General features: G+C 52.4%; 20 protein-coding genes. 15 read left to right on the forward strand and 5 right to left on the reverse strand.

Features of this window, described 5'->3' with window-relative positions:
* Window positions 1–10 precede the first annotated feature (10 nt).
* On the forward strand, window positions 11–1,615 hold the full coding sequence (locus CDH47_RS15045) for a F0F1 ATP synthase subunit alpha (protein ID WP_100640830.1): 1,605 nt from the start codon (window positions 11–13) through the stop codon (window positions 1,613–1,615).
* On the forward strand, window positions 1,599–2,477 hold the full coding sequence (locus CDH47_RS15050; RefSeq protein WP_100640832.1) for a F0F1 ATP synthase subunit gamma: 879 nt from the start codon (window positions 1,599–1,601) through the stop codon (window positions 2,475–2,477). The genes CDH47_RS15045 and CDH47_RS15050 overlap by 17 nt, the downstream gene beginning before the upstream one ends.
* A 77-nt stretch (window positions 2,478–2,554) precedes the next feature.
* Here the strand turns inward: CDH47_RS15050 and CDH47_RS15055 are convergent, their stop codons facing one another.
* Window positions 2,555–4,594 (reverse strand): TonB-dependent receptor family protein, encoded by a 2,040-nt coding sequence (locus tag CDH47_RS15055; RefSeq protein WP_100640834.1) that lies wholly within the window; start codon window positions 4,592–4,594, stop codon window positions 2,555–2,557.
* A 310-nt stretch (window positions 4,595–4,904) separates the two neighbouring features.
* Between CDH47_RS15055 and CDH47_RS15060 the strand changes: the two genes are divergently transcribed.
* The 3 genes from CDH47_RS15060 (at window position 4,905) to CDH47_RS15070 (ending at window position 9,720) form a co-directional block, all read left to right on the forward strand.
* Window positions 4,905–6,005 carry a porin gene (locus CDH47_RS15060; RefSeq protein WP_100640836.1) on the forward strand — a complete coding sequence of 367 codons (1,101 nt, stop codon included), beginning with the start codon at window positions 4,905–4,907 and terminating at the stop codon, window positions 6,003–6,005.
* A 261-nt stretch (window positions 6,006–6,266) separates the two neighbouring features.
* Window positions 6,267–7,433 carry a nitric oxide-sensing protein NosP gene (nosP, locus tag CDH47_RS15065; protein WP_420843690.1) on the forward strand — a complete coding sequence of 389 codons (1,167 nt, stop codon included), beginning with the start codon at window positions 6,267–6,269 and terminating at the stop codon, window positions 7,431–7,433.
* Entirely contained in the window at window positions 7,414–9,720 is a 2,307-nt protein-coding gene (locus tag CDH47_RS15070; RefSeq protein WP_100640956.1) for a PAS domain-containing hybrid sensor histidine kinase/response regulator, read from the forward strand. The genes nosP and CDH47_RS15070 overlap by 20 nt, the downstream gene beginning before the upstream one ends.
* Here CDH47_RS15070 and CDH47_RS15075 read toward each other — a convergent pair.
* Window positions 9,698–10,381: a response regulator gene (locus CDH47_RS15075; RefSeq protein ID WP_100640957.1), complete on the reverse strand. Its 684-nt coding sequence runs from the start codon at window positions 10,379–10,381 to the stop codon at window positions 9,698–9,700. The two genes, CDH47_RS15070 and CDH47_RS15075, sit on opposite strands and share 23 nt — an antisense overlap.
* 223 nt (window positions 10,382–10,604) lie before the next feature.
* Entirely contained in the window at window positions 10,605–11,135 is a 531-nt protein-coding gene (locus CDH47_RS15080) for a rhodanese-like domain-containing protein (RefSeq protein WP_205077604.1), read from the reverse strand.
* Between the two features lie 201 nt (window positions 11,136–11,336).
* On the opposite strand from CDH47_RS15080, the gene CDH47_RS15085 reads away from it, so the two are divergent.
* Window positions 11,337–12,020, forward strand: coding sequence for a response regulator transcription factor (locus CDH47_RS15085; RefSeq protein ID WP_100640840.1), 684 nt, complete (start codon window positions 11,337–11,339; stop codon window positions 12,018–12,020).
* A gap of 56 nt (window positions 12,021–12,076) precedes the next feature.
* Here CDH47_RS15085 and CDH47_RS15090 read toward each other — a convergent pair whose 3' ends face one another.
* Both CDH47_RS15090 and CDH47_RS15095 read right to left on the reverse strand, forming a co-directional pair.
* Window positions 12,077–12,727 (reverse strand): pentapeptide repeat-containing protein, encoded by a 651-nt coding sequence (locus tag CDH47_RS15090; protein ID WP_100640841.1) that lies wholly within the window; start codon window positions 12,725–12,727, stop codon window positions 12,077–12,079.
* 74 nt (window positions 12,728–12,801) lie between these two features.
* Window positions 12,802–14,652 carry a methanol/ethanol family PQQ-dependent dehydrogenase gene (locus tag CDH47_RS15095; RefSeq protein WP_100640843.1) on the reverse strand — a complete coding sequence of 617 codons (1,851 nt, stop codon included), beginning with the start codon at window positions 14,650–14,652 and terminating at the stop codon, window positions 12,802–12,804.
* A 424-nt stretch (window positions 14,653–15,076) separates the two neighbouring features.
* Here CDH47_RS15095 and pedF point away from each other — a divergent pair, with 424 nt between their 5' ends.
* The 9 genes from pedF to pqqE all read left to right on the forward strand — a co-directional run bounded on the left by pedF (window position 15,077) and on the right by pqqE (window position 22,439).
* Window positions 15,077–15,457 (forward strand): cytochrome c-550 PedF, encoded by a 381-nt coding sequence (pedF, locus tag CDH47_RS15100; RefSeq protein ID WP_100640959.1) that lies wholly within the window; start codon window positions 15,077–15,079, stop codon window positions 15,455–15,457.
* Between the two features lie 41 nt (window positions 15,458–15,498).
* Entirely contained in the window at window positions 15,499–16,272 is a 774-nt protein-coding gene (locus CDH47_RS15105; protein WP_100640845.1) for a quinoprotein dehydrogenase-associated SoxYZ-like carrier, read from the forward strand.
* A gap of 38 nt (window positions 16,273–16,310) precedes the next feature.
* Complete coding sequence (locus CDH47_RS15110) at window positions 16,311–17,231, forward strand: quinoprotein relay system zinc metallohydrolase 1 (RefSeq protein ID WP_161494496.1); 921 nt, start codon at window positions 16,311–16,313, stop codon at window positions 17,229–17,231.
* Between the two features lie 139 nt (window positions 17,232–17,370).
* Window positions 17,371–18,891, forward strand: a complete 1,521-nt coding sequence (gene exaC / locus CDH47_RS15115) for an acetaldehyde dehydrogenase ExaC (RefSeq protein WP_100640849.1) — start codon at window positions 17,371–17,373, stop codon at window positions 18,889–18,891.
* Window positions 18,892–19,200: 309 nt separating this feature from the next.
* Window positions 19,201–19,272, forward strand: a complete 72-nt coding sequence (gene pqqA, locus CDH47_RS15120; RefSeq protein ID WP_007153157.1) for a pyrroloquinoline quinone precursor peptide PqqA — start codon at window positions 19,201–19,203, stop codon at window positions 19,270–19,272.
* A gap of 56 nt (window positions 19,273–19,328) precedes the next feature.
* On the forward strand, window positions 19,329–20,258 hold the full coding sequence (pqqB, locus tag CDH47_RS15125; RefSeq protein WP_100640851.1) for a pyrroloquinoline quinone biosynthesis protein PqqB: 930 nt from the start codon (window positions 19,329–19,331) through the stop codon (window positions 20,256–20,258).
* A complete protein-coding gene (gene pqqC / locus CDH47_RS15130) occupies window positions 20,255–21,010 on the forward strand; it encodes a pyrroloquinoline-quinone synthase PqqC (RefSeq protein ID WP_100640853.1) in 756 nt (251 codons plus the stop codon). The genes pqqB and pqqC overlap by 4 nt, the downstream gene beginning before the upstream one ends.
* Window positions 21,010–21,285: a pyrroloquinoline quinone biosynthesis peptide chaperone PqqD gene (gene pqqD, locus CDH47_RS15135; protein ID WP_100640855.1), complete on the forward strand. Its 276-nt coding sequence runs from the start codon at window positions 21,010–21,012 to the stop codon at window positions 21,283–21,285. Before pqqC ends, pqqD begins: the two co-directional genes overlap by 1 nt.
* Window positions 21,282–22,439, forward strand: a complete 1,158-nt coding sequence (pqqE, locus tag CDH47_RS15140) for a pyrroloquinoline quinone biosynthesis protein PqqE (RefSeq protein WP_100640857.1) — start codon at window positions 21,282–21,284, stop codon at window positions 22,437–22,439. The genes pqqD and pqqE overlap by 4 nt, the downstream gene beginning before the upstream one ends.
* Window positions 22,440–22,443: the final 4 nt, after the last annotated feature.

Here is a 22,443-nt window from a genome sequence, read left to right on the forward strand (position 1 = left end):
ATTAAACGCTATGGCTCAAACCGATCACAGAGACCCCGAAAAGCTAATCAAGCCCCACGCTGACCTTCACTCGCCCGAGCAGTTCGAAGCATGGCGTAAAGGCTTGCTGGCTATGCCGGCACCAGCACCAGTATTGACGGAAGTTGGCAAAGTAACCGAGGTGGGTGACGGTGTTGCTGTTGTAACCGGCCTTGCCCGTGCGTTGGCCGATGAACTGCTGGTTTTTGAGTGTGGCGTACAGGGCATAGTGCTGGATTTGGAACCGGGCCGTCTTGGTGTGGTTCTGTTGGGGCCTTCCGAACTCATTACCATGGGCGAGGATGTTCGGCGCACACGTAAGGTGGTGAGCGTGCCTGTTGGCCCGGCGCTGCTTGGGCGAGTAGTTGATGCCATGGGGCGCCCAAGAGACGGTTTAGGGCCAATCGCCGCAGTGTCAGAAACGCCCATTGAGGCGGAAGCGCCGGGTATTTTGAGTCGGTCAGCTATTTTCCGGCCTTTGGCAACCGGCATCAAGGCGATTGATGCGGCTGTGCCTGTGGGTATGGGCCAGCGCGAATTGATTATTGGCGATCGCCAAACCGGTAAAACATCCATTGCTATAGACACCATGCTCAACCAGTCACGTTCGGATGTTATCAACATCTATTGTGCTATTGGCCAGCGCGGTGATGCGGTTTCCCGCGTAATCGCTGCCCTGAAAAAAGGCGACATGCGGGATCGCAGCATAGTGATGTCGGCTGGCGACGAAGAAACCCCCGGGCTGGCTTACGTTGCGCCTTATGCAGCAATGGCCATGGCGGAGTATTTCTCCGATCAGGGCAGGGATGTGTTGGTAATTTTTGATGACCTAACCCATCACGCTCAGTCCTACCGGGAACTGTCACTTCTGCTACGTCGCCCCCCTGGGCGTGAAGCCTTCCCCGGCGATATTTTCTATGTTCATGCCCGCCTGCTCGAGAGGGCTGGCCAGTTCACAAAGGAGGCAGGGGGCGGCTCCATCACTGCTTTGCCAGTAGTAGAAACCCAGGCTGAAAACCTGTCCGCCTACATTCCCACCAACTTGATTTCCATTACGGATGGGCAGATCTATCTGTCGCCACGCCTGGTTCGCAGAAACCAGTTCCCCGCCGTGGATCTGGGCCTGTCTGTTTCCCGCGTGGGTGGTAAAGCTCAAAGCCGCACCCTGCGTGAAGTGGCTGGCAACTTGCGGGTTACCCTGTCGCAGTTTGAAGAGCTGGAAGACTTCGCCCGTTTCGGTACCCGTCTGGATGATGCTACCCGCGCTCGCCTGACCCGCGGTGCCGCGGTTCGCACCGCACTGCGTCAAGCTGAACGAGATCCCATGCCGGCAGATGAACAACTGGCTGTTCTGATTGCCGCAATGGAAGGTCTTTACGATGGTTTGTCAGAGCAACAATTAACCGAGGCCATGGCCCGCATCCGTGCCGTTTCCCGAAAACAGTTTGGGTTCATTGATGAGCGCATCCACGAAAACAAAGGATTAAGCGAGGAAGATCGAAATCGGATTGTGACCACTGCTCGCAATGCACTGTCTGCTGAAGGCGCAGAAGATACTCATGGTGCAGATGAGGCCAGCCATGGCTCAAACGCTTGAAGCACTTACCCGGCACAGCGATACCCTGACCAGTATTCGCGGTATTGTTCACACCATGAAGACACTGTCTGCGATTAACGCCGCGCCTTATGAGCAAGCAGCTCGCTCAATTGAAGCCTACCACCAGACAATTCTTCAAGGCTTTGCTGCCTTCGCTTATCGAACCGCCGAGATCAGCCTGCGCCAGGAGGAGGCACGCGAGCATCTCGTGATCGTGTTTGGTTCTGACCACGGCCTCTGTGGAAACTACAACGAAGTGCTGGCAGAAGTGGTGCAGCAGCATAGCCAGGAGCAAACAGCCAGCAAACAGCGAATGCTTTGTATTGGTGCGCAGATGAACGATGCCCTGGCTGACCAGCATCTCGCCCCGGAGGCTGTACTATTGCCTCCGGCATCAGCGGAAGGGGTTGGTCGCCTCGCTGGCGATATTGTTACCCGCATAGACCAATTCAGCCGCGGCCAGCCTCTGCATCAGTTGGCTGTCACCCTGGCATATACCCAACGGGGTGAGCATGGCGTGCGAGAACCGGTGACACAGAGGCTCCTGCCACTGGCACCTTCGCTGTTAAAAAGAGAAAAACAGTGGTTTTCACGTTCGCTTCCGGATTACACCATGGATGCCGAAATCCTGTTGTCGTCTCTGATTCGCAGCCACATCTTCGCCAGCGTTTTCCGGGCATCAGCCGAAGCCATGGTTACAGAAAACTCCGCGCGGCTGGAATTGATGCAACAGGCTGAGCAGTCGGTGGATGAGCGCATTGAGGACGTAGAAGGTGAGTTGAGATCGGTGCGTCAAACGGAAATTACGAACGAGTTGATGGACGTGATTATCGGATTTGAGGCCTTGAAGAAAACGCGGTAAAAGGTAACCGTTTCTTCGCCCGCTCCCGAGGGTTGAGCACACTTCAGGCGAAGATTCGAATTGCCTTGTTTACTGTCCTAAAACGTCATCTCCAGTCCTGCATACCAAGTGCGCCCTGCGGCAGGCTCATAGTAGCGATCATTACTGGCGTTGATGCGAACGTTGGCGAAGTGGTCCCTGTCAGTCAGGTTACGAACCCCCGCGAAACCTTTGAGGAGAAGCTTCCTTCCTACGTAAAACGTATCTCCGCCACGCAGGTTGGCCAACCAATAGTCGTCTACTTTCACGCTGTTTGCATCGTCTGCAAACATGCTTCCGATATAGCGGGTCTCCAGCGTGGCAAAGGTGCCACCCAAGCCCTGCCACTGTAGCCGGTTGGACCAGAGCTGTTCCGGCAAGCCGGGCAGCCGGTTCCCATCATAATTGTTGCCGCCTGAGCTGTACTCATCAAATGTGTAGTCCGCCAGGGTGAGGGCAGTTTCAAAACGCCAGCTATGGTCAAGCAACCAGCCCGCCGTGGCTTCTATGCCTTTTCTCGTTGTGTCCCCGGCATTGCGGTAGAAGGTTCTGTCATCAGGCCCAGGTAACTGGTACGGGATTAGCTCATCGCGCACATCGACCCAAAACAGCGTGAGGTCGTAATCGATCCCGTAATCAAAGGCGCCACGCAATCCCAATTCGTGGTTGAGGGATTTTTGCGGTTGAGTATCTGGATTTAATCCGCCCACGCCGGATGGATTGGCAAATTCTGAGAAGGTTGGGGTCTCAAAGGCTGTACTGATATTGGTAAAGAGTTGGTGGTTAGGCAGGTAGCGGTAACTTAACCCGGCAGAGCCGCTCCATTCCCTGAAGGTGCGATCCCCACTTTGGTCTCCATCAGAAAGATACTCATCAGAAACGTCCAAATGAATTCTGTCGAATCGACCGCCGATGGATAAAATCAGCTGGTCCGTTAAGTTCAAGTCACCCTGAGCGAAGGTGCTAAAGGAGGTGGCGGTTTGAAGCTCATCCGCAGTGAGTCCTTGCAAATCACCACCGAAGCTCATTTGGGTTCGAATACGGTCGTCCCTTTGTTCGCGAGCTTCTAACCCCGCTACATATCGAAATGGTAAACCTGCAACCGAAAATGACTGGCGATAGTCTGTGCTCGCCCCAAAGTAGTCTCTGTTGTAGTCAATTCGGCTGGGGCCAGGAAAAGGAAGCTGCTGCTCAAAGTTGCGTCGCAGATAATAAACCTTCCCACGGAGTTCTCCTGAACCCGCGGAGAGATCCTGGTATTGCAGGCCTATCACTTGCTGGTCGACGGTTTGCCCGGTGTCATATTCTTCGGTGAAACGCCCAGCTTGAGTTCTGTCTTCAGCGACCTGATCTGCGGTGAGGGCTCCCGGATCTTGTGAGCGTGGGTTATCGAGCAAGTTGATGATGGCGGTGATGGAACGTTCGCTATCCATTTGCCAGCGTAGTTTGGAATTGAACAGGTATTTTTCGACTTCTGCCTGATCGCGATAGCCTTCGTAGTTCAAGGCCGAGAGGTTCACATTGTGTGACCAATCGCCATTGCTGCCGCTGTTGCTGAGGGAAAGTTTGCCGAAGCTATTGCTTCCACCCGTAGCGCGAACCGAGGTCTGATCCGGGTTACTTTGGCCGTCTGCCGTGGTCACGCTGATAACTCCACCTGCAGCATTTCCGTACAATACGGAAGCAGGGCCCCGAATAACCTCTATGCGCTCAGCGCTGTCCAGGTCAATAGCATCTAACTGCGCTTGCCCGTCCGGCAAGGTGTAAGGAATGCCATCGACTACAACCATTACACCCCGAACACCGAATGGAGCGCGGGAACCAAAGCCCCGTATTGCTAAGCGTTCTCCCTGAGCATAGTTCTCTTGATTCTGCAGATAGATACCCGGCACCTGACTCAAGGATTCATCGAGTTTCAACATGGGTTGGCCGTTTTTAATAGCTTCAGATCTTATAACCGACATGGAAACGGGCGTTTCGTATAGCTCTCGCTCTATTACAGGTGCTGTAACGGTGATGACTGCGCCGGTTTGGGAAAGCGCCGAAAAGGGTATAGTCAGCCCAATCAAGCAGGCGAAAGCAGTTTTATTGTTCTTCATGACGCTGGCCTCAAGGAGTCGTTAACCCATTTCAACTGATGACGTAGTACCGGGCTCCAGTCTTTCAGTGATCATGCTTCGACCTCAATGGGCCTTTTTGGTTGTAATTGGTCGATATAAAGCCACCAAAGGAGTACAGCCAAAGTCGGTCTTAGTCCCAAAGTTCTGTTCGGCTTGCCTTCTAAATGAGCACTAAACCAGCCCCCTTGGCCGATTCACCATATTTCTTCGATAGCCCAGCATAAAGTTCTGACGCGTGGTTACACCTGCTAACCAATCGTGCGGGAATTTCAAATGGACTGGGGGATTTATGAACAATAACAGCTTGAAAAAATCAGCCATGGTTTTGGCAATAACGTCTACTCTCGGCGTAAGCATGGGGGCAAATGCTGCCGTCGAATTGTACGGCGAAGATGGTACGTCCTTTTCTGTAGATGGTTACTTCAACGCATTTTACGTCAGCCGTGATGACGATGTGGCAGATACCCGAGACACGCGCATAAAGATGGGCTTTTTGCCCAATACCATCGGTTTTAACTTCAGCAAGGAAATGGGCAATCTTACGTTAGGCGGCCGCTCTTCGTTCTGGACAACCATTAACGACAGCCTGGACTCACCGACTGATACCGCAATCGATGTGCGTCAGTTTTACGCCACGGTCGATGGAAGTTTTGGTCAGGTATTGATTGGTAAAGACTTTGGTCTCTACGCCCGATCCAATATTTTCCTCGATGAGATCCTCATGGGTTTCGGTTCTCCGGGCGTGGCAGGCGGGGTCTCTTTTGGCAACATTCGCGCAGGTTACCCATACGCAACGCCCTCAGCTCAGATCACCTACCGTTCTCCAGAGATGAGCGGTTTTAATATTGCTGTGGGCGCGTTAGATCCAGCAGATACCGTCACAGGCGTGAATGATGAAAACTCCGCCCCGCGTATTGAATCGGAGATTACCTATAACGCTGATCTTAATAGCGTAGCGCTGACAGCTTGGTTGAATGGCCGTTATCAGTCTTCCAGTAATGGCACTAGCAACATCGATAGTTCTGGCGTGGGCTATGGCCTTAAAGGGTCGGTTGCAGGTTTTACTCTGGCAGCGTCAGGTTTTACCTCTAAAGGTGACAGTCCCGTGCTGGTCGTTAACGAGCCGCTTACAGAAGACAAGGCAGATGGCTTTTTGGTCCAGGGCTCCTATGCCTTTGGTGCTAACCGGGTTGTGCTTTCTTATGGAGAAACCGACGCAGAAATCCTGGACCTGGAAACCGAAAGCACCACCATCGGCTTTTTCCACGACGTGAACAGTCACTTCAAGTTGGTGGCCGAGTACAACATGTACGAGGACAAAAACCGGACAAGCGGCGTGACCACGACAGACACCGATACGATTGCCCTTGGCGCTATCGTCACCTTCTGACGCTGGCAGTGTGAGTGAGGAGCACTGTTAGGGCGGGTGGCAGACTGTTTTTGTCGCCCGCCAATCAACCCAAAGCGATACGAAAGTACCGGTTTTTTTAAGAGAATAAATACTGCGCCTATAAGCTCTTGGAAAGGAGTCTATTAATCAATGGCTTACAGAAACTTTAGCGCACCTGTCAAAAGCACTGAAGTCGCATTGGCGGGATGCCGGGATGCCGTAAAATTACGTGAAAGCTATTTTCCGGTGGAATCTGCATCTATGAAGCCAGTATCAACCCTGCCAGCAGTTCAGGTAGCCAGTTCCTGTGTTCGCGACCCATTGTCGGCTGCCAAAGATCTCGCCAACCAACTTCAACACCAGCACCTTGGGTATGTTCTGTTTTTCTGTTCTGCTGAATACGATCTGGCCAGTTTGGGAATGGCGTTGGAGAAGGAGTTTCCAGATGTTGAGGTTTCAGGCTGTACATCTGCCGGGGAAATTACGTCCGAAGGATATGATCGTGGATGCATCACCGCCCTGGGTTTTGATCATCGTTACTTCGCTATTGAATGCGCACTGATTCGGGAAATGGATCAATTCACCTTGGGGGATGCGCAGAGCGTTATAGATGATCTGCTCTCGCGTTGCCGCGATGCCAAGCTGGCCCCCATCAAGGGCAACACATTTGCCATAACATTGCTGGATGGATTGTCGAGCCGGGAGGAGCTGGTATTGGCTACGTTAAATTCGGCGCTTGGCAGTATTCCGCAGTTTGGTGGTTCGGCCGGCGATGATGAACACTTGGCAGACACCCATGTATTTTATAACGGCCGGTTTCACGCCGGTGCAGCAACGGTGTTGCTGGTAAACACACCCCTGGATTTTCGCGTTTTCTCTACTCATCACCTGGCCGAAGGTGACGTAAAGCTGATCGTTACCGACGCCTGCCCAGACAGCCGAACCGTATACGAACTGAATGCAGAGCCAGCAGCTGATGCCTACGCTCGCGCCGTTGGCACTACGGTGGCTGCACTAAGCCGGGAGGTGTTCGCGCTAAGACCATTAGGCGTGAAGGTTGGCGGGCATTATTTTGTGCGCTCGATCCAGCGCGTTAATCCCGACAAAAGCCTGACATTTTACTGTGCCGTTGAGACCGGCATTGTGATGACCGCCATGACGCCCGGTTCGCTGCTGGATACTGTGCGCGAGCAACTCGAAGCCTCGGAACGCATTGTTGGCAAGCCCTTGGTAACAATTGGCTGTGACTGCTTTTTACGCCGCTTGGAAGCAGAGGTTATTGGTGAGTCAGACGCTGTATCGGCCTTTTTGCGCCATCATAAGGTGGTTGGGTTTAACACTTATGGCGAGCAGTTTAATGGAATGCATATTAACCAGACGTTCACGGGGGTAGTAATTGGCCAGCCTGATGCCTGTTCCGAGCAGTAACCAACTGGGTGTTCCCGATACGAACCCGAATGATCATGCTGCTTTGGCGCGCCGAATAGCGGAGCTGGAAGCAGAAAACGCACGTCTGCGAAAAATTCGTGATGCACTGATTGTTCGAGTGGAGTCCGGCGCAGCACACAAGCCGGCGCCTTATGCTGCATTTGAGCATTCTGTGGTGCTGGCCGAACAGGTGCGTGAGCGTACCGAAGCCCTCAACCAAACCATGGAAGAGTTGAAAACAAGCAACAAGGCCCTTACTCGCACCCGGGAAGAAGCTGAAACCTCTCGCCAACGTTTGAGTGATGCCATCGAGAGCATTGCAGATGGCTTTGTGCTTTTTGATCATCAGCACCGTTTGATTCAAACGAACAGTCGCTTTCGCAGTTACTGGCGGTATACAGGGGAGGGCGTGCCACCGTCAGGGGCGCACATAGATGAAGTTCGGCAACTGGCAGTGGCGTCCGGGTTGATTGTCGAAGAACACAGTGAGCCGGATAGCGAAGGCGAGGTGTTTCTGCTATCTAACCAACGCTGGGTTCAGATGACTGAACGACCTACCCGTGAGGGCGGCCTGGTTGTTCTCTACTCAGATATAACCGACATAAAAAATAGCGAAATGGCCCGTCGTATTGCTGCGCTGGAGGAAAGTGAACGCTGGATTCGAGTGGTTACAGATCACGTGCCTGCTTTGATTGCATACGTAGGAGCAGATTTGACCATCCAGTTTTGCAACCAGGTTTATGCCGCCTGGTATGGACGCAACGGCGAATCACCGCTGGGTAAAAACCTGGCCAGTATACATTCGCCGGAAATGTATCAACGGCTGATGCCGCAGATGCAAGAGGCTCTTTCAGGGCAGAGTGTCACGTTCGAGTTTGAAGAGTTCGGGGAGCAAGGTCAGGCGCGCTACATGCTGCGTTCATACGTACCTAACTTTGGAGAGCGTGGCGAAATTGCGGGTTTCTTTGTATTGATCCGCGACGTTACTGACCGGCGCAGAACGGCAGAAGCTCTAGAACAGGCCTATGACGATCTTGAGTGCCGTGTCGAAGAGCGCACCATGGCACTGACTGAGTTAAACACCCAACTGCGACAAGAGATCAATGAGCGGAATGCGGCGGAGGCGCGCTTGCGAGATGCCAAGTTGGAGGCTGAGCGAGCCAACCTGTCCAAAACAAAATTCCTGGCCGCCGTCAGCCATGATTTGTTGCAGCCTCTAAACGCTGCAAGATTGTTTACCAGTGCCTTACAAGAACAATCGTTTGGCCCGAGAGCAGAAGATTTGGTGCGCTCCGTGAGTACGTCACTGGATGATGTAGAAGGTCTGTTAGGCACTTTGGTGGATATTTCCAAGCTGGATGCTGGTGTGATTAAGCCGGATGTCACAGCGTTTGATTTGCGGGATCTGCTCAATAACATTGCCCGGGAATTCCGGCAAATGGCCATGGCTGAAGGGCTCCAGCTGGATTTCGTGGGCAGTTCAGTCATTGTTGAGTCGGATTCACAGTTATTGGCTAGAATTCTCCGTAATTTTCTGACTAATGCTATTCGCTATACTGAAGAAGGCCGAGTGCTTCTGGGATGTCGACGGGAGGCGGATGCGGTGTTGTTGCAAGTGTGGGATACCGGTCCGGGCATTCCTCAAAACAAACTGACCGAAATTTTTCAGGAGTTCAAGCGGGTGCGCAAGGTCGGCGCCTCGGCAGATAAGGGCTTAGGGTTAGGCTTGGCTATTGTGGATAAAATATCCCGAATACTGAAACACGAAGTCAGTGTGTCGTCGATAGAAGGCAAGGGTTCTGTATTCAGTGTTCGGGTGCCCATGGGCAAACTCAGGCCCCGATTGGCAGTAGCTGCACCAGATACCCATAACCTTATGAACCAGGATCTAAGCGGCGCCAAAATATGGGTTATTGATAACGATCCGGCTATTTGTCAGGGCATGCAAGTGGTTCTGGAGGGCTGGGGCTGCCAGGTAGTTACGGCGGTTTCCCTGGCGGATTTGGAGCGTCAGCTGGACCCCTCAAAGTGCCTGGTAGATGTGGTCTTGGCAGACTACCATTTGGATAACGATGAAAATGGTGTAAATACAGTTACAGCTATCAATGGCAGCCGGCACAGCCCTGTGCCTGTGGTGATGATTACAGCCAACTACACCAATGAACTGAAGCAGCATATCCGCGAGCTGGGTTATGTGTTGATGAACAAGCCAGTGAAACCGCTAAAGCTTCGCAGTGCGTTGAATCACATACTGCTAAGCGGAACTAGCGTTTCAAGTAATGGCTGAAATCTACATCGCCAGCTGAAAGAATGGCTTGTACCCGGTTATGAACCCCAAGCTTGCGAAGTATCGCAGAGACATGCGCCTTTACTGTGGTTTCGGCGATGTTGAGGTTGTATGCGATTTGCTTATTGGATTCGCCCTTTGACATACGCTCAAGCACCAATAACTGGCGGCGGGTAAGTGAGTTCAGCATCTCCGGCGATACCGGGTTGTCTTCCTGGCGGCTGCGCCGGCTGGTATTGCTACTCTCTTTGCCGGTACGGATTATGTCTGAGGGTAAATAGACATTACCGTTGAGAATTTGTTGGATCGCTTGGGTCATTTCTGTGCGTGGCGACGACTTCGTAATGAATCCAACCGCGCCATAGGTAATCGCCTGCAATACAACCTGCTTGTCTTCTTCTGCAGAAACAATCACAACCGGAATCGTTGGCGCCTCATTGCGAAGGGTCATAAGTCCATTTAGACCGTTCATTCCTGGCATGTTCAAGTCGAGCAGAATCAGGTCAATATCGTCGTTTTCACGGGTAACCAAAAGGGCGCTGTCCAGATCGTCGGTTTGTAGAACTTCGCTGCCCGCTACCCCAGAGGCGATAACACTGCTTATCGCCTCGCGAAAAAGCGGGTGGTCGTCTGCAATCAGGATTTTGTAGGTTGGCTCCATAGACGTGCCTGCCTGTTTGGTGTCAGTTGCGGGAAGCGCTCGGGCCGTATGATAGCTGTTTTCCGGCTCAAGGAGGGTACTGGGTTCGTTAAGCATGGGATGGCCTCTGTTTATAGTTGTAGTTATGCCATTACACGTCACTGCAGCCCGTAGTTGAATGCGACCATTGCATCAAAAAACCAGTACTAAAGTACTGGTTTGCCGCCTTGTTTTGCTCCATAGATCAGAACTCGGGAGGCACTGGGGTGATGGTTTCTACAGGTAGGTTCGAGTCCTGCCAGGAATCTATGCCGTCTTTGTACCAGTACAACTGGGTAAAACCGGCTTTGTGCAAGCGCCGTGCAGCATTCCAGGAAAGCCAGCAGTCTGATTTGCACATCACAACAATCGGATAGCTTTTGTTGTTTTCGGTGAGCCTCAGAGCATTCTCAACAAGATAATTATGCCACTGCTGGTCTAATTCCCCCCGCCCGGTGTTAGGCAGCCAGTAGGCCCCGGGTACGGAAACATGAGGCTCGGTTTCGATAAATAATGATGCACGGTATTCAGAATTAATAACGTCGATAACGATCGGGGGCTGGGCAGTGTCGAGCAGTGTCTGCAGTTTTTGGGTATCAACCGTTTGTACGCCCGCAACAGTCGCGGGGGTAGGGCTGCGATAGCGATCGGTTCTATAGCCGTCTGACGAGAAGTGTGCTGTGGAAGCCAACACGGGTAACGCAAACATTAACATGAGCATGCAAAGTTTATTCATAACGTTTGCCGTCGCAATTTATGAAGTTGAACAGTCAGGTTACGTTAACCAAAAAGTCTGGGGAATATTCGAAAAGTCGTAAATAGGCGGTACTAAATAGACAGTACTAAAGAACCATTTAGCCAGTGCGTGTCAAGGGTAGGATAAAAGGCTCTATTCCTGAGTTCGGCCAACCGGGCTGAACCTACTGAGGTTGTCGCTGTGAAAATCGTTATTGCAGATAGCCACCAATTGGTAAGAGAGGCCACCGCTTGCCTGTTAAGAAGCACGATGCCCGGCATTATTGTTGAAGGTGCCAGCACAGGGGTGGAGGCAATGAATCGGTACGCCGATCACACGCCAGATGTCCTTGTTACAGAGCTGTTGCTTCCGGACTATTCAGGCCTTGAGCTATGTAAGCGGGTGCGGCAGCGGTGGAGCAGAGCCAGGATCATGTTTTTATCTTCAATAGATGATGTGGGAATGGTAAAACAGGCCCTTGGTTTGGGGGCTTGTGGATACATCTCTAAAAATTGCCGACCTGCAGAACTTGCAATCGCTTTACAAAAAGCCGTTGAAGGTGAAGTGTATCTTGAGCACGACCTGGCCACTCAATTGGCAATGGTGCAGTTGGGCGGCAATGGTTCTATTGGCAGCACGGGTAACAGGCTGGCAGATATGACTCAGCGGGAAGTAGAGATTCTGATTCTGGTTGCGCGAGGGATATCCAGCCAAACAGTAGCGGAACGGTTAAATATAAGTGTAAAAACCGTTGCCAATCATTTGTCGATTCTCAAAGGCAAATTGGGGATTTCGTCTGCGCTTGAGCTGCTGCATTTTGCGGTCGATTCAGGTTTGGTTCAGTATGGCCGGAAAGGCAGTGACGGCACTGCCTCCCTCGGTTAACGTTTGCCAATCTTCAAAACAATCTCTTCTTCTGCACTTGCAATTGCTGCCACCCCTTACCAGTCGACCGGGCAGCCCTTGCAGTCATCCATGAATGTACCCACAAACGTTGCGTAGTGAATACGGGCGTTGCGCATATCGGCGCCTGCCAGATTGGCGCTGCCAAACTTGGCCTCTTGCAAGTTAGCACCAAACAGATTGGCATCGGCCAGATCGACCTTTGGCAACCATGCAATTTCAAGGCTTGAGTAAGAAAGGTCGCAATCTATAAGCGTAGCGCCTGAAAATCGGGAGAATCCAAAGTTAGCACCAGTCATACTTGAGCCAGTAAAGTCTGCTCCCTGGGCGAACAGGTATTCCCCGGTAGCACCTTGCAACTGAGCGTCGCGAATACTGGCTCCGCGTACGTCGGCCCGATACAGGTTGACACGATAGCCGGTGACTTGATCCAGCGTTGCGCCCTTGAGATTTGCTCCCCGCAAATTGGCGTGACTAAGTGTGGCACCGGTTAAATCAGCACCGCTGAAATCTACCTGCTTGAGATTAAGGTTAGACATGTCTGCACCGCGAAGATCGGCCCCTTTGCAGATCGATTTTTCCTCAAGCACACAGCCGTTGAACTCTGGTGGCTTAACATCTGCCAGGTAGTCTTCTGCGAATGCAGGAAGGATGAAGGTGAGCATGGCCAATTTTATAATTGTCTTCATTATGAACTCCCTGATGGAAAGGGAGCCGCCGATTGCTGGCGGCTCCTTTCTCACTGATGGACCAGGTTAGTGGATCAATTGGCCGCTGTGGCCCAAGAAGGTATCTTGAATACCCAGAATGAACCGCCTTGCGAGATAGGCTTGGTGAGTTCAGCCATATCGCCACCCCACAGAGGCACTGCGCCTCCATATCCCGAGGTCACGCCCACGTACTGCTCGCCGTCCATCTCCCAGGTGATGGGTGGAGAGATAATTCCCGAACCTGTCTGGAACTTCCAAAGCTCTTCGCCTGTGTCGGCGTCGAAGGCTTTGAAGTAGCCATCACCGGTACCGGTAAAGACCAGACCGCCCTTGGTTGCAAGCACGCCTGCCCAAAGAGGCATGGGCTCTTTGTGTTCCCACTTGATCTCACCGCTTAGTGGGTCCATAGCCCGCAGTATGCCAACATGGTCATCATACATGCGCTTGATACGGAAGCCCTGACCCAGGTAAGCCGCACCCTTTTTGTAGGTAACTTCTTCTGTCCAGTAATCTTCTTTCCAGTGGTTAGCCGGGATATAGAACAAACCGGTGTCCTGGCTGTAAGCCATAGGGTTCCAGTTTTTTCCACCAAGGAACGGAGGTGATACCTCGATGGACTCACCACGGGTTTTTCCTTCAGGAACGGGTGGTGGACGCTGGCCCTTACCCTCAACAGGTCGGCCGTCGTCTCCGATGCTGGTTGCCCAGGTGATGTTGTCCACGAACGGGAAAGCATCCTGGAAGTCGCCGTTGGTGCGATCGACCAGATAAAAATAGCCATTCCTGTCTGCGTGAGCGGTCGCCTTTACCTCTTTACCGTCTTTTGTGTATTCAAAAAGAACCAACTCGTTGTTGCCTGAGTAGTCCCATGCATCGTTTGGTGTGTGCTGGTAGAACCACTTCACTTCACCGGTGGTTGGGTCTACAGCTACCTGTCCGGAGGTATAGAGGTTGTCATAATCTGCAGGATCACCACCTGGAGACGTTCGCTTCCACGTATTCCAGGGTGCAGGGTTGCCAGCTCCAACAATAATAGTGTTGGTTTCAACGTCAAAGCTGGCGCTCTGCCAGGGTGCGCCGCCGCCTTGGCTCCAAGCCTCAACTTTACCAGTTTCTGTGTTGGGATCATCCGGCCAGCTCGGTGCGCTTGGATCGCCAGAAGGTGTGCTCTTTTCGCCATTCAGGCGGCCGTAGTGGCCTTCTACAAATGGACGCATCCAGATTTCTTTGCCTGTTTCCGGGTCGCGGGCGTAAAGCTTGCCCACTACGCCGAACTCATCACCGGAAGATCCGTGAATCAGCATAACCTTGCCGGTTTTCTGGTCTTTGATCAGTGTCGGGGCACCTGTCATGGTGTAACCCGCTTCGTGGTCGCCAAATTTCACACGCCACTCTACTTTGCCGGTTTTCTTGTTCAGGGCAACGACGCCTGCGTCCAGGGTGCCGAAGAACACCTTGTCACCAAAAATTGCAGCGCCACGGTTTACAACGTCGCAGCAAGGGCGAATACCCTCTGGCAAACGATGGGTGTATTCCCAAAGCCGTTTCCCGGTTTTTGCATCCAGGGCATACAGACGGGAGTAGGAACCTGTTACGTAAATAACCCCATCGTGTACAAGCGCTTGTGATTCCTGGCCACGCTGTTTCTCATCGCCGAACGAGAAGGACCAGGCGGGAACCATTCTGTCTACGTTGTCTTTGTTGATGGTCGTCATCGGACTATAGCGCTGAGCCTTTGGCCCAATTCCGTAACCGAGAACGTCTTGGGTGGTTTCGGCATCGTTAAGGATGTCGTCCCATGTAACGCCCGCGGCGTGTACCTGGCTGGCCATACCAGCTGCAGTTATAGAAACCGCCAGGCTGATACCGCGCAGCAGGGGGCGCTTGGTAAACATTGTTTTCATGACTTTCCCCTTAGTTTTTGTTGTGACAAACGCATGCATGTTTGCGTCGACGAGCAGAGTATTGGCATGGAGCGGGTAGTTAGGCGACGGAGGAACTCACGAAGAAATCGGGATCCACGCCTGTGAAGCTCGGGATAAATTCCCGGCAAAAAAGCAACACCTTGAAACTCATAAGTTTTTCGGATCGTCGGCCGATATCTCGTGCTTTGGCCCCAAATCTAGAGGGTTACTACTAAGGAACTAAGGCGAAACGGCGAAAGTGGGATGTAGGGCGGGTGAGTAATTTCCCTAGACTTGGAGAAACGCCTGTTACGTAGAAAGTTAGCGTTACGTGGCTACCAAACTTACAACAAAAGGGTATCCGGTTATGTTGAACTCCAAGTCGTATTCCAAGGCTCTAAAAGTGATTCTTTGCACCAGTGCAATGGTTTGGGCCTCTGCTGCTGTCAGTCACGGCAATGTAACACCGCAACCAGTAGATACAGGTGACCTGCCTGATCTCGGGCGCGAGGCTCTGAATGAAAACCCGTTCCGTGAAGGTAATGAGCAAGGTGCCCTGAACGCTGAAGCGGTAGAGGTGGGTATGAGTGCCTACGCCGGAAACTGTGCCGGTTGCCACGGCATTGAAGCGCAGTCTGGCGGATTGACTCCAGACCTGCGTGAGCTGACCGAGTGGGATGATGAATACTTTATTGGGCGGGTGATGAACGGTACGGACCGGGGAATGCCTTCCTTCAAGAACAACCTGGGGCAAACGGCTATCTGGTCGATTCGCACCTATGTGGAATCTGTCTCTGAGCAATAACAGAGCGGCATCACTTATATCAAGTCTGTTCTGGGGGGTGGATGGTGAGGCAATTTCTATTAGGTGCTCTTTTACTTTTGTCGGGTGCTGCCTGGGCGGAACTTCCGGCAGATCCACTGGACTCGCCATTATGGGAGTACAACATTGAACGCTATCTGGGGCAGGGTGCGAACGTTGTAGTGGATGACCGCGTTGGCTTGTCTGTGCCCGGCTTTGCTGAAGACAGTACGCAGGTACCCCTGACAGTAAATCTCGAAGGATTTCCGCACCGGGCAACCAGAGTGGTGACTTGGGTCGATATGAATCCTGTGCCGCTTTTATTCGATGCCGAAAGCCAGGATGGTGGGGTAAAGCTGGTGTCATTGAACTTTCGGGTTCAACAAGCCAGCAGTGTGCGAGCAGCGGTATTGGATGAGCAAGGTGTTTGGCATATCGACAGCGGCTTTGTGGATGCCGCAGGCGGAGGCTGCACAGCTCCCCGTGAAATCATCAGTGGTTCCGATTGGGAGAATGAGTTCGGAACCCTGAAGACCGGTTTGTTTTCTGAAGATGGAAATACCCGGATAAAGGCCAGCTTGTTGCACCCCATGGATTCAGGAATGGTGGGCAACGTACCGGCCTTTTTTGTAGGCAATGTTGAAGTTCGGGAAGAAGGCTCAGATGCCGTTTTACTGGCTATGACTTTGGCAGAATCTGCCTCTGAAAATCCCATGTTTGTGTTCGAGTTTGAGGGCAAAAGTAAAGCTCTGGCTATCTCGATGGAAGACAATAATGGTTACCGGTTTGAGGGAGCGATCGGAGGGGAAAAACCATGAAATGCCATATTACACCGGCACACAGATCCATCTGGTGCATGTCCGCAATTTTCACGCTACTCCTGTTTGCTACGGCCGCTGCAGCGGGCGGGAAAACCTACGACTTAAAGGCAACACCAGTTGCCAATGGCGTGTGGGTTGTTGAAGGCAGCACCGCGAATTTCTCAAAAACCAATGGTGGCAATATCGTCAATACCGGCTTTATCGAGACCGGTGAGGGTGTAGTGGTGATTGATACAGGGCCCTCGAAGCGATATGGCCAAGCCTTTCGGGAATTGATTGAACGCCACACGAACGAGCCGATTGTTAAAGTGCTGGTTACCCATCACCACCCGGACCACGCATTCGGGAGTCAGGCTTTTGACCCGAACACTCTGTACATGCTGGATGAGTCTGCACGTTTACTCGAACGGGATGGCGAAGCCTTCTCAGACAATATGTATCGAATGATTGGCGACTGGATGCGCGGCACAGAGGTGACCGTGCCCCAGCACAGGGTGCAGCCAGGTGAGTTTCAGCTTGGCAAACGAACGCTGCGCTTTATTGCAATGAAGGGGCATACAGGGGCAGACCTTGTGGTTCTGGATGAAACCTCGGGAGTGCTATTCGCCTCAGATATGGTGTTTTTCAACCGGGCCTTAACAACGCCTCAAACACCGGGGCTTATGGAATGGCGTTCAGAGATCCAACAACTCGCAGAGCTACCGTTTTCCATTGTCGTTCCCGGGCATGGTCCGATTGTTAAAGATAACAGCGCGTTTTTGCAGATGACGGATTACCTTACTTGGTTGGATGAGATTATGGCCAGTTCGGCAGCTCGTGGTTTAAGTGCCGCTGAGGTTATCAGCACTGTCATTCCCGATCGCTTCGCAGAAATAGAGGGTGCTCGCTATGAACTGACTCGCTCAGTTACCCACCTCTATTCTGATTACGAAAACCGGGTGCTTACCGGCAACTGAAGCGGGTAACCCAATACTAAGGGATTAGATATTCGCCCCCAACGCATCATTTAGGAAGCCATGTCTGCGGCATAAATTAGACATGGTAAATGTGAAAATCTACGTTGTTTTACGATAAACACAAAAAGAGGTCCAGACCATGATCTACGCACAACCAGGACAAGACGGCTCCGTCGTTTCTTTCAAGTCTCGCTACGGGAACTACATTGGCGGCGAGTGGGTTGCCCCGGTAAAAGGGCAGTATTTTGAGAACGTTACTCCGGTAACCGGCGATGTAATCTGCGAGATCCCACGTTCGACTGAAGAAGATATCGAGCTCGCCCTCGATGCGGCGCACAAAGCAGCGCCAGCCTGGGGCCGTACTTCAGCGGCAGAACGTTCCAACATTCTGCTGAAAATTGCAGACCGCATTGAAGCCAATCTTGAAAAACTGGCAGTTGCGGAAACCTGGGATAACGGCAAGGCCGTGCGTGAAACCCTCAATGCAGACATTCCGCTAGCTGCAGATCATTTCCGCTACTTTGCTGGCTGCATTCGTGCTCAGGAAGGGCACATGGGAGAGATTGATCAGAACACTGTAGCTTTTCATTACAACGAGCCGTTAGGCGTAGTTGGCCAGATTATTCCCTGGAACTTCCCGATTCTTATGGCGGCCTGGAAATTGGGGCCTTGCCTGGCTGCTGGTAACTGCACTGTGCTCAAACCTGCAGAACAAACACCTGCAAGTATTCTGGTGTTGATGGAAATTATTGGTGACCTGCTGCCACCCGGTGTACTGAACATCGTTAACGGCTACGGCATCGAAGCAGGCCAGGCTCTTGCTACCAGCAAGCGCATTTCCAAAATTGCATTTACCGGCTCAACGCCGGTTGGCTCTCACATTCTGAAGTGTGCAGCCGAGAATATTATTCCTTCAACGGTTGAGTTGGGTGGCAAGTCTCCGAATATCTATTTCTCTGATGTGTTGAATGCTGAGCCGGAATTTATCGAAAAATGCGTTGAAGGTCTGGTGCTGGCATTCTTCAACCAAGGCGAAGTGTGCACGTGTCCTTCTCGTGCGCTGGTGCAGGAGGACATGTACGAAGAGTTTATGCAAAAGGTTGTGGAGCGCACCAAGGCGATCAAGCGCGGTAATCCCCTGGATACCGACGTGCAAGTTGGCGCTCAGGCCAGTAAAGAACAGTATGACAAGATCATGTCCTACCTGGAGATCGGAAAACAGGAGGGTGCAACGGTTCTCACTGGTGGCGATCGTGAAAATTTGGGCGGTGACTACGATAATGGCTTCTATATCCAGCCTACGCTGTTCAAAGGCGACAACAGCATGCGGGTATTCCAGGAAGAGATCTTCGGCCCGGTTGTAGCGGTCACCACCTTTAAAACAGAAGAGGAAGCGCTGGCGATTGCCAACGATACCGAGTTTGGTCTGGGTGCTGGCGTTTGGACTCGGGACACGAACCGAGCCTACCGCATGGGCCGGGCTATTCAGGCAGGCCGGGTGTGGATGAACTGCTATCACGCATACCCTGCCCATGCTGCATTTGGTGGCTATAAGAAGTCGGGTGTTGGCCGTGAAACCCATAAACTGGCGCTGGATCATTACCAGCAAACCAAGTGCATGCTGACCAGTTATGATATCAATCCACTAGGGTTCTTCTGATCTGAGTGTTGTTTTACTCCCCCCGCAAAGGGGGGAGGTTCTGACCGGCCTTTTCGGGGTTTGTTCTGTTGCGAGTTAGTGTTGTTGTGTCCTGCTCTTTTGGCCCGTTTCGGGCCTTTTTTGTTTGTAGCGCTGGTGTTTAGCACTTCGTTTTTGCTGCGTAATACCCTGCCACTTATGGCCTGCCAAAACAGTCCGAAAGTACCATATAGGCATATGAAGTCTCTCTTTAGGATGGGTTGTGGGTATCGGCAATACTGTCGATCCATCCTTAATGCACAAATAATCATGACAAAAGAGGTGAGCATTATGTGGACTAAACCAGCTTATGAAGATCTGCGTATTGGTTTCGAAGTCACCATGTACTTCGCCAACCGCTGAAGGACGGAGCGGCCAGCAATTTAATGCTGGCCGCTCTACTTCCGGAGCTCTTGCCCATGTATATCCATATTCTTGGTTCTGCTGCTGGAGGCGGTTTCCCTCAGTGGAATTGTAACTGTGCCAACTGCGATGGATTTCGCAAAGGCACACTGAATGCCCATGCGCGAACCCAGTCATCCATTGCCATCAGCGAAGACGGCGAACGCTGGATTTTATGTAACGCGTCGCCAGACATTCGCGCTCAATTGGCCTCTTGTGAAGCCATGCAGCCTGCCCGGGCTTTGCGGGATACTGGGATCAATGCGGTTCTGTTGTTCGACAGCCAGGTCGATCACACCACCGGTCTTCTGACCTTGCGAGAAGGACTGCCGCTCGATGTGTGGTGCACCGCCCAGGTAAAGGACGACCTCAGTTCCGGGTTTCCTTTGTTTCCAATGCTGAAGCACTGGAACGGTGGTCTTAACTGGCGAGAAGTACCAGCATCTGAGTTTTCCTCCTTTACCATTCCCTGTGCTCCGTCTCTGAAACTGACAGCCATTCCTTTGTTGAGTAACGCGCCTCCCTATTCACCTCGCCGGGATAATCCTCATCCGGGCGATAACATTGGCATTTTTATTCAAGACACCCGAACCGGCCAGAATGTGCTTTATGCGCCAGGCCTTGGCCAAACGGATGCACGAATTCTGTCGTGGATGCGTAAAGCTGACGTACTGATGGTGGATGGTACTGTGTGGCACGACGATGAAATGATTCGCCAGGAGGTGGGTACCAAAACCGGTCAGGACATGGGCCATCTTGCCCAAAGCGGGCCAGGCGGCATGATTGAGGTGCTGGATACCATGCCTGCCAAACGCAAAATCCTGATCCATATAAATAATACCAATCCGATCCTGAACGAAGATTCCCCCGAGCGAGCTCAGCTGGCGGAGCATGGCATCGAGGTAGCGTGGGACGGAATGCAGATCGAACTTGTGGAGCAGCCATGAACGCCATCGCGAAAACAGCTATGAATCGGACAGACTTTGAGCAGGCTTTGCGGGATAAAGGGCGGCTGTACCACATCCACCATCCCTACCATAAAGCTATGTATAGCGGGCAATGCACACCGGAGCAGATTCGGGGCTGGGTAGCCAATCGCTATTACTACCAGATTATGATTCCCCGCAAAGACGCCGCCATTATGGCTAACTGCCCGGATGCGGGGGTTCGTCAACAGTGGTTGCAACGCATTCTCGACCACGATGGCCACGATGGAGATTGCGGTGGCATTGAAGCCTGGCTTTGCCTGGCCGAAGCGACAGGACTGAGTCGAGAGGAAGTGGTGGACCAGCGTCATGTGTTGCCCGGCGTTAGGTTTGCAGTCGATGCTTATCTAAACTTTGCCCGGCGGGCGACTTGGCAAGAAGCGGCCTGTTCCTCACTGACGGAACTGTTTGCACCGGAAATACATCAATCCCGGTTAGACAGTTGGCCACAGCATTATCCGTGGATAGAAGAGGGCGGTTACAGCTATTTTCGAAAGCGGCTTTCTGAAGCACGGCGTGATGTGGCCCATGGCTTGGCCATTACTCTGGATCACTTTACCTCACCAGTTCAGCAGGCCCGGGCGCTGGATATCCTACAGTTCAAACTGGACATTCTCTGGGCCTTGCTGGATGCCCTCACCATGGCGTATAGCCATAAAACACCGCCGTTTCATACGGTCACGGATCAGCAAGTCTGGCATCGGGGACTGTAATGGAGGTTACGATGGCTAACGTACTTCGTTTTCGGCGCGGTTTCCGGTTTCAGTGGGAGCCCGCGCAGCAGTGCCATGTACTCTTGTATCCAGAAGGTATGGTTAAGCTTAACGAGAGCGCTGGCGCTATTCTGCAGGAGGTGGATGGGGAGCGCAGTGTTGCAGAACTTGTGGCCGTGCTGGAGCAAAAATTCCCGGAGGCAGGGGCGCTGGCAAACGATGTGTGTGAGTTCCTGGAACATGCCTGCAATCAACATTGGCTGGAGGTGTCATGACGATTTCTTCCGGAGCTTCAACAGATAAGGCTGGCCATAGTGTCGGCCCGCCACTATGGCTGTTGGCAGAACTGACGTATCGCTGCCCGTTGCAGTGCCCATACTGCTCAAACCCTCTGGATTTTGCGCAAACGGAAAAGGAGCTCACCACCGATGAGTGGGTTCAAGTGCTACGGCAGGGGCGCGAGATGGGTGCGGCGCAACTTGGGTTTTCCGGCGGTGAACCTCTGGTGCGCCCAGACCTTGAAGAGCTTATCGCAGAGGCTCGTTCTTTGGGGTATTACACCAATTTGATCACCTCTGGTCTGGGCCTGACAGAAGCCAAAGTGAACGCCTTTGCCGCAGCAGGTCTGGATCACATTCAGGTGAGTTTTCAGGCCTCAGATCCAGAGCTTAATAACGCCATAGCCGGTTCCCGAAAAGCATTTGAGCAGAAGTTGAAAATGGCCCGTGCTGTTAAAGAGGCGGGTTATCCAATGGTGCTCAACTTTGTGGTCCATCGTCATAATATTCATCAAATGAAAGACATTATGTCGTTGTGCGAGCGCCTGGACGCTGACTTTGTGGAACTGGCGACATGCCAGTATTACGGCTGGGCGCTGGAAAACCGCGAAGGACTGATGCCGTCAAAGGCACAACTGGAACGGGCCGAGGCGGAGGTTAACGAATACCGGGCTCAACTTGAAGCTTCCGGGTGCCCTATGAAACTTATCTTCGTGACCCCGGATTATTACGAAGAGCGCCCGAAAGCCTGTATGAATGGTTGGGGCAGTCTGTTTTTGACCGTCGCCCCTGACGGTACGGCCTTGCCATGCCACAGTGCACGCCTGTTACCTATTGAATTTCCGAATGTTCGCGACACACACTTAAAGTCAGTGTGGTACGACAGTCCTGGTTTCAATCATTATCGGGGCGATGCCTGGATGCCAGAACCCTGTCGCTCCTGCGATGAGAAAGATAAGGACTTTGGGGGCTGCCGCTGCCAGGCCTATTTGTTAACCGGTAATGCCGATAATGCCGACCCGGTGTGTAGCAAATCTTCTTACCATGACCGAATTCTGGCGGCACGCAAAGCGGCCGACCACGCCACGGTTGGCATTGCTGACCTGACTTACCGCAACGCAGAAAATTCCAGACTGTTTTTCAAGAGCTGATCGT

It is taken from the genome of Marinobacter salexigens (assembly GCF_002806945.1).
Lineage (GTDB): Bacteria > Pseudomonadota > Gammaproteobacteria > Pseudomonadales > Oleiphilaceae > Marinobacter > Marinobacter salexigens.

Coding starts and splice junctions, on each gene's coding strand:
- CDH47_RS15045 (WP_100640830.1), top strand. CDS start 11: ATGGCTCAAACCGATCACAGAGACCCCGAAAAGCTAATCAAGCCCCAC.
- CDH47_RS15050 (WP_100640832.1), top strand. CDS start 1,599: ATGGCTCAAACGCTTGAAGCACTTACCCGGCACAGCGATACCCTGACC.
- CDH47_RS15055 (WP_100640834.1), bottom strand. CDS start 4,594: ATGAAGAACAATAAAACTGCTTTCGCCTGCTTGATTGGGCTGACTATA.
- CDH47_RS15060 (WP_100640836.1), top strand. CDS start 4,905: ATGAACAATAACAGCTTGAAAAAATCAGCCATGGTTTTGGCAATAACG.
- nosP (WP_420843690.1), top strand. CDS start 6,267: ATGAAGCCAGTATCAACCCTGCCAGCAGTTCAGGTAGCCAGTTCCTGT.
- CDH47_RS15070 (WP_100640956.1), top strand. CDS start 7,414: ATGCCTGTTCCGAGCAGTAACCAACTGGGTGTTCCCGATACGAACCCG.
- CDH47_RS15075 (WP_100640957.1), bottom strand. CDS start 10,381: ATGGAGCCAACCTACAAAATCCTGATTGCAGACGACCACCCGCTTTTT.
- CDH47_RS15080 (WP_205077604.1), bottom strand. CDS start 11,135: ATGAATAAACTTTGCATGCTCATGTTAATGTTTGCGTTACCCGTGTTG.
- CDH47_RS15090 (WP_100640841.1), bottom strand. CDS start 12,727: ATGAAGACAATTATAAAATTGGCCATGCTCACCTTCATCCTTCCTGCA.
- CDH47_RS15095 (WP_100640843.1), bottom strand. CDS start 14,652: ATGAAAACAATGTTTACCAAGCGCCCCCTGCTGCGCGGTATCAGCCTG.
- pedF (WP_100640959.1), top strand. CDS start 15,077: ATGGTTTGGGCCTCTGCTGCTGTCAGTCACGGCAATGTAACACCGCAA.
- CDH47_RS15105 (WP_100640845.1), top strand. CDS start 15,499: ATGGTGAGGCAATTTCTATTAGGTGCTCTTTTACTTTTGTCGGGTGCT.
- CDH47_RS15110 (WP_161494496.1), top strand. CDS start 16,311: ATGTCCGCAATTTTCACGCTACTCCTGTTTGCTACGGCCGCTGCAGCG.
- exaC (WP_100640849.1), top strand. CDS start 17,371: ATGATCTACGCACAACCAGGACAAGACGGCTCCGTCGTTTCTTTCAAG.
- pqqB (WP_100640851.1), top strand. CDS start 19,329: ATGTATATCCATATTCTTGGTTCTGCTGCTGGAGGCGGTTTCCCTCAG.
- pqqC (WP_100640853.1), top strand. CDS start 20,255: ATGAACGCCATCGCGAAAACAGCTATGAATCGGACAGACTTTGAGCAG.
- pqqD (WP_100640855.1), top strand. CDS start 21,010: ATGGAGGTTACGATGGCTAACGTACTTCGTTTTCGGCGCGGTTTCCGG.
- pqqE (WP_100640857.1), top strand. CDS start 21,282: ATGACGATTTCTTCCGGAGCTTCAACAGATAAGGCTGGCCATAGTGTC.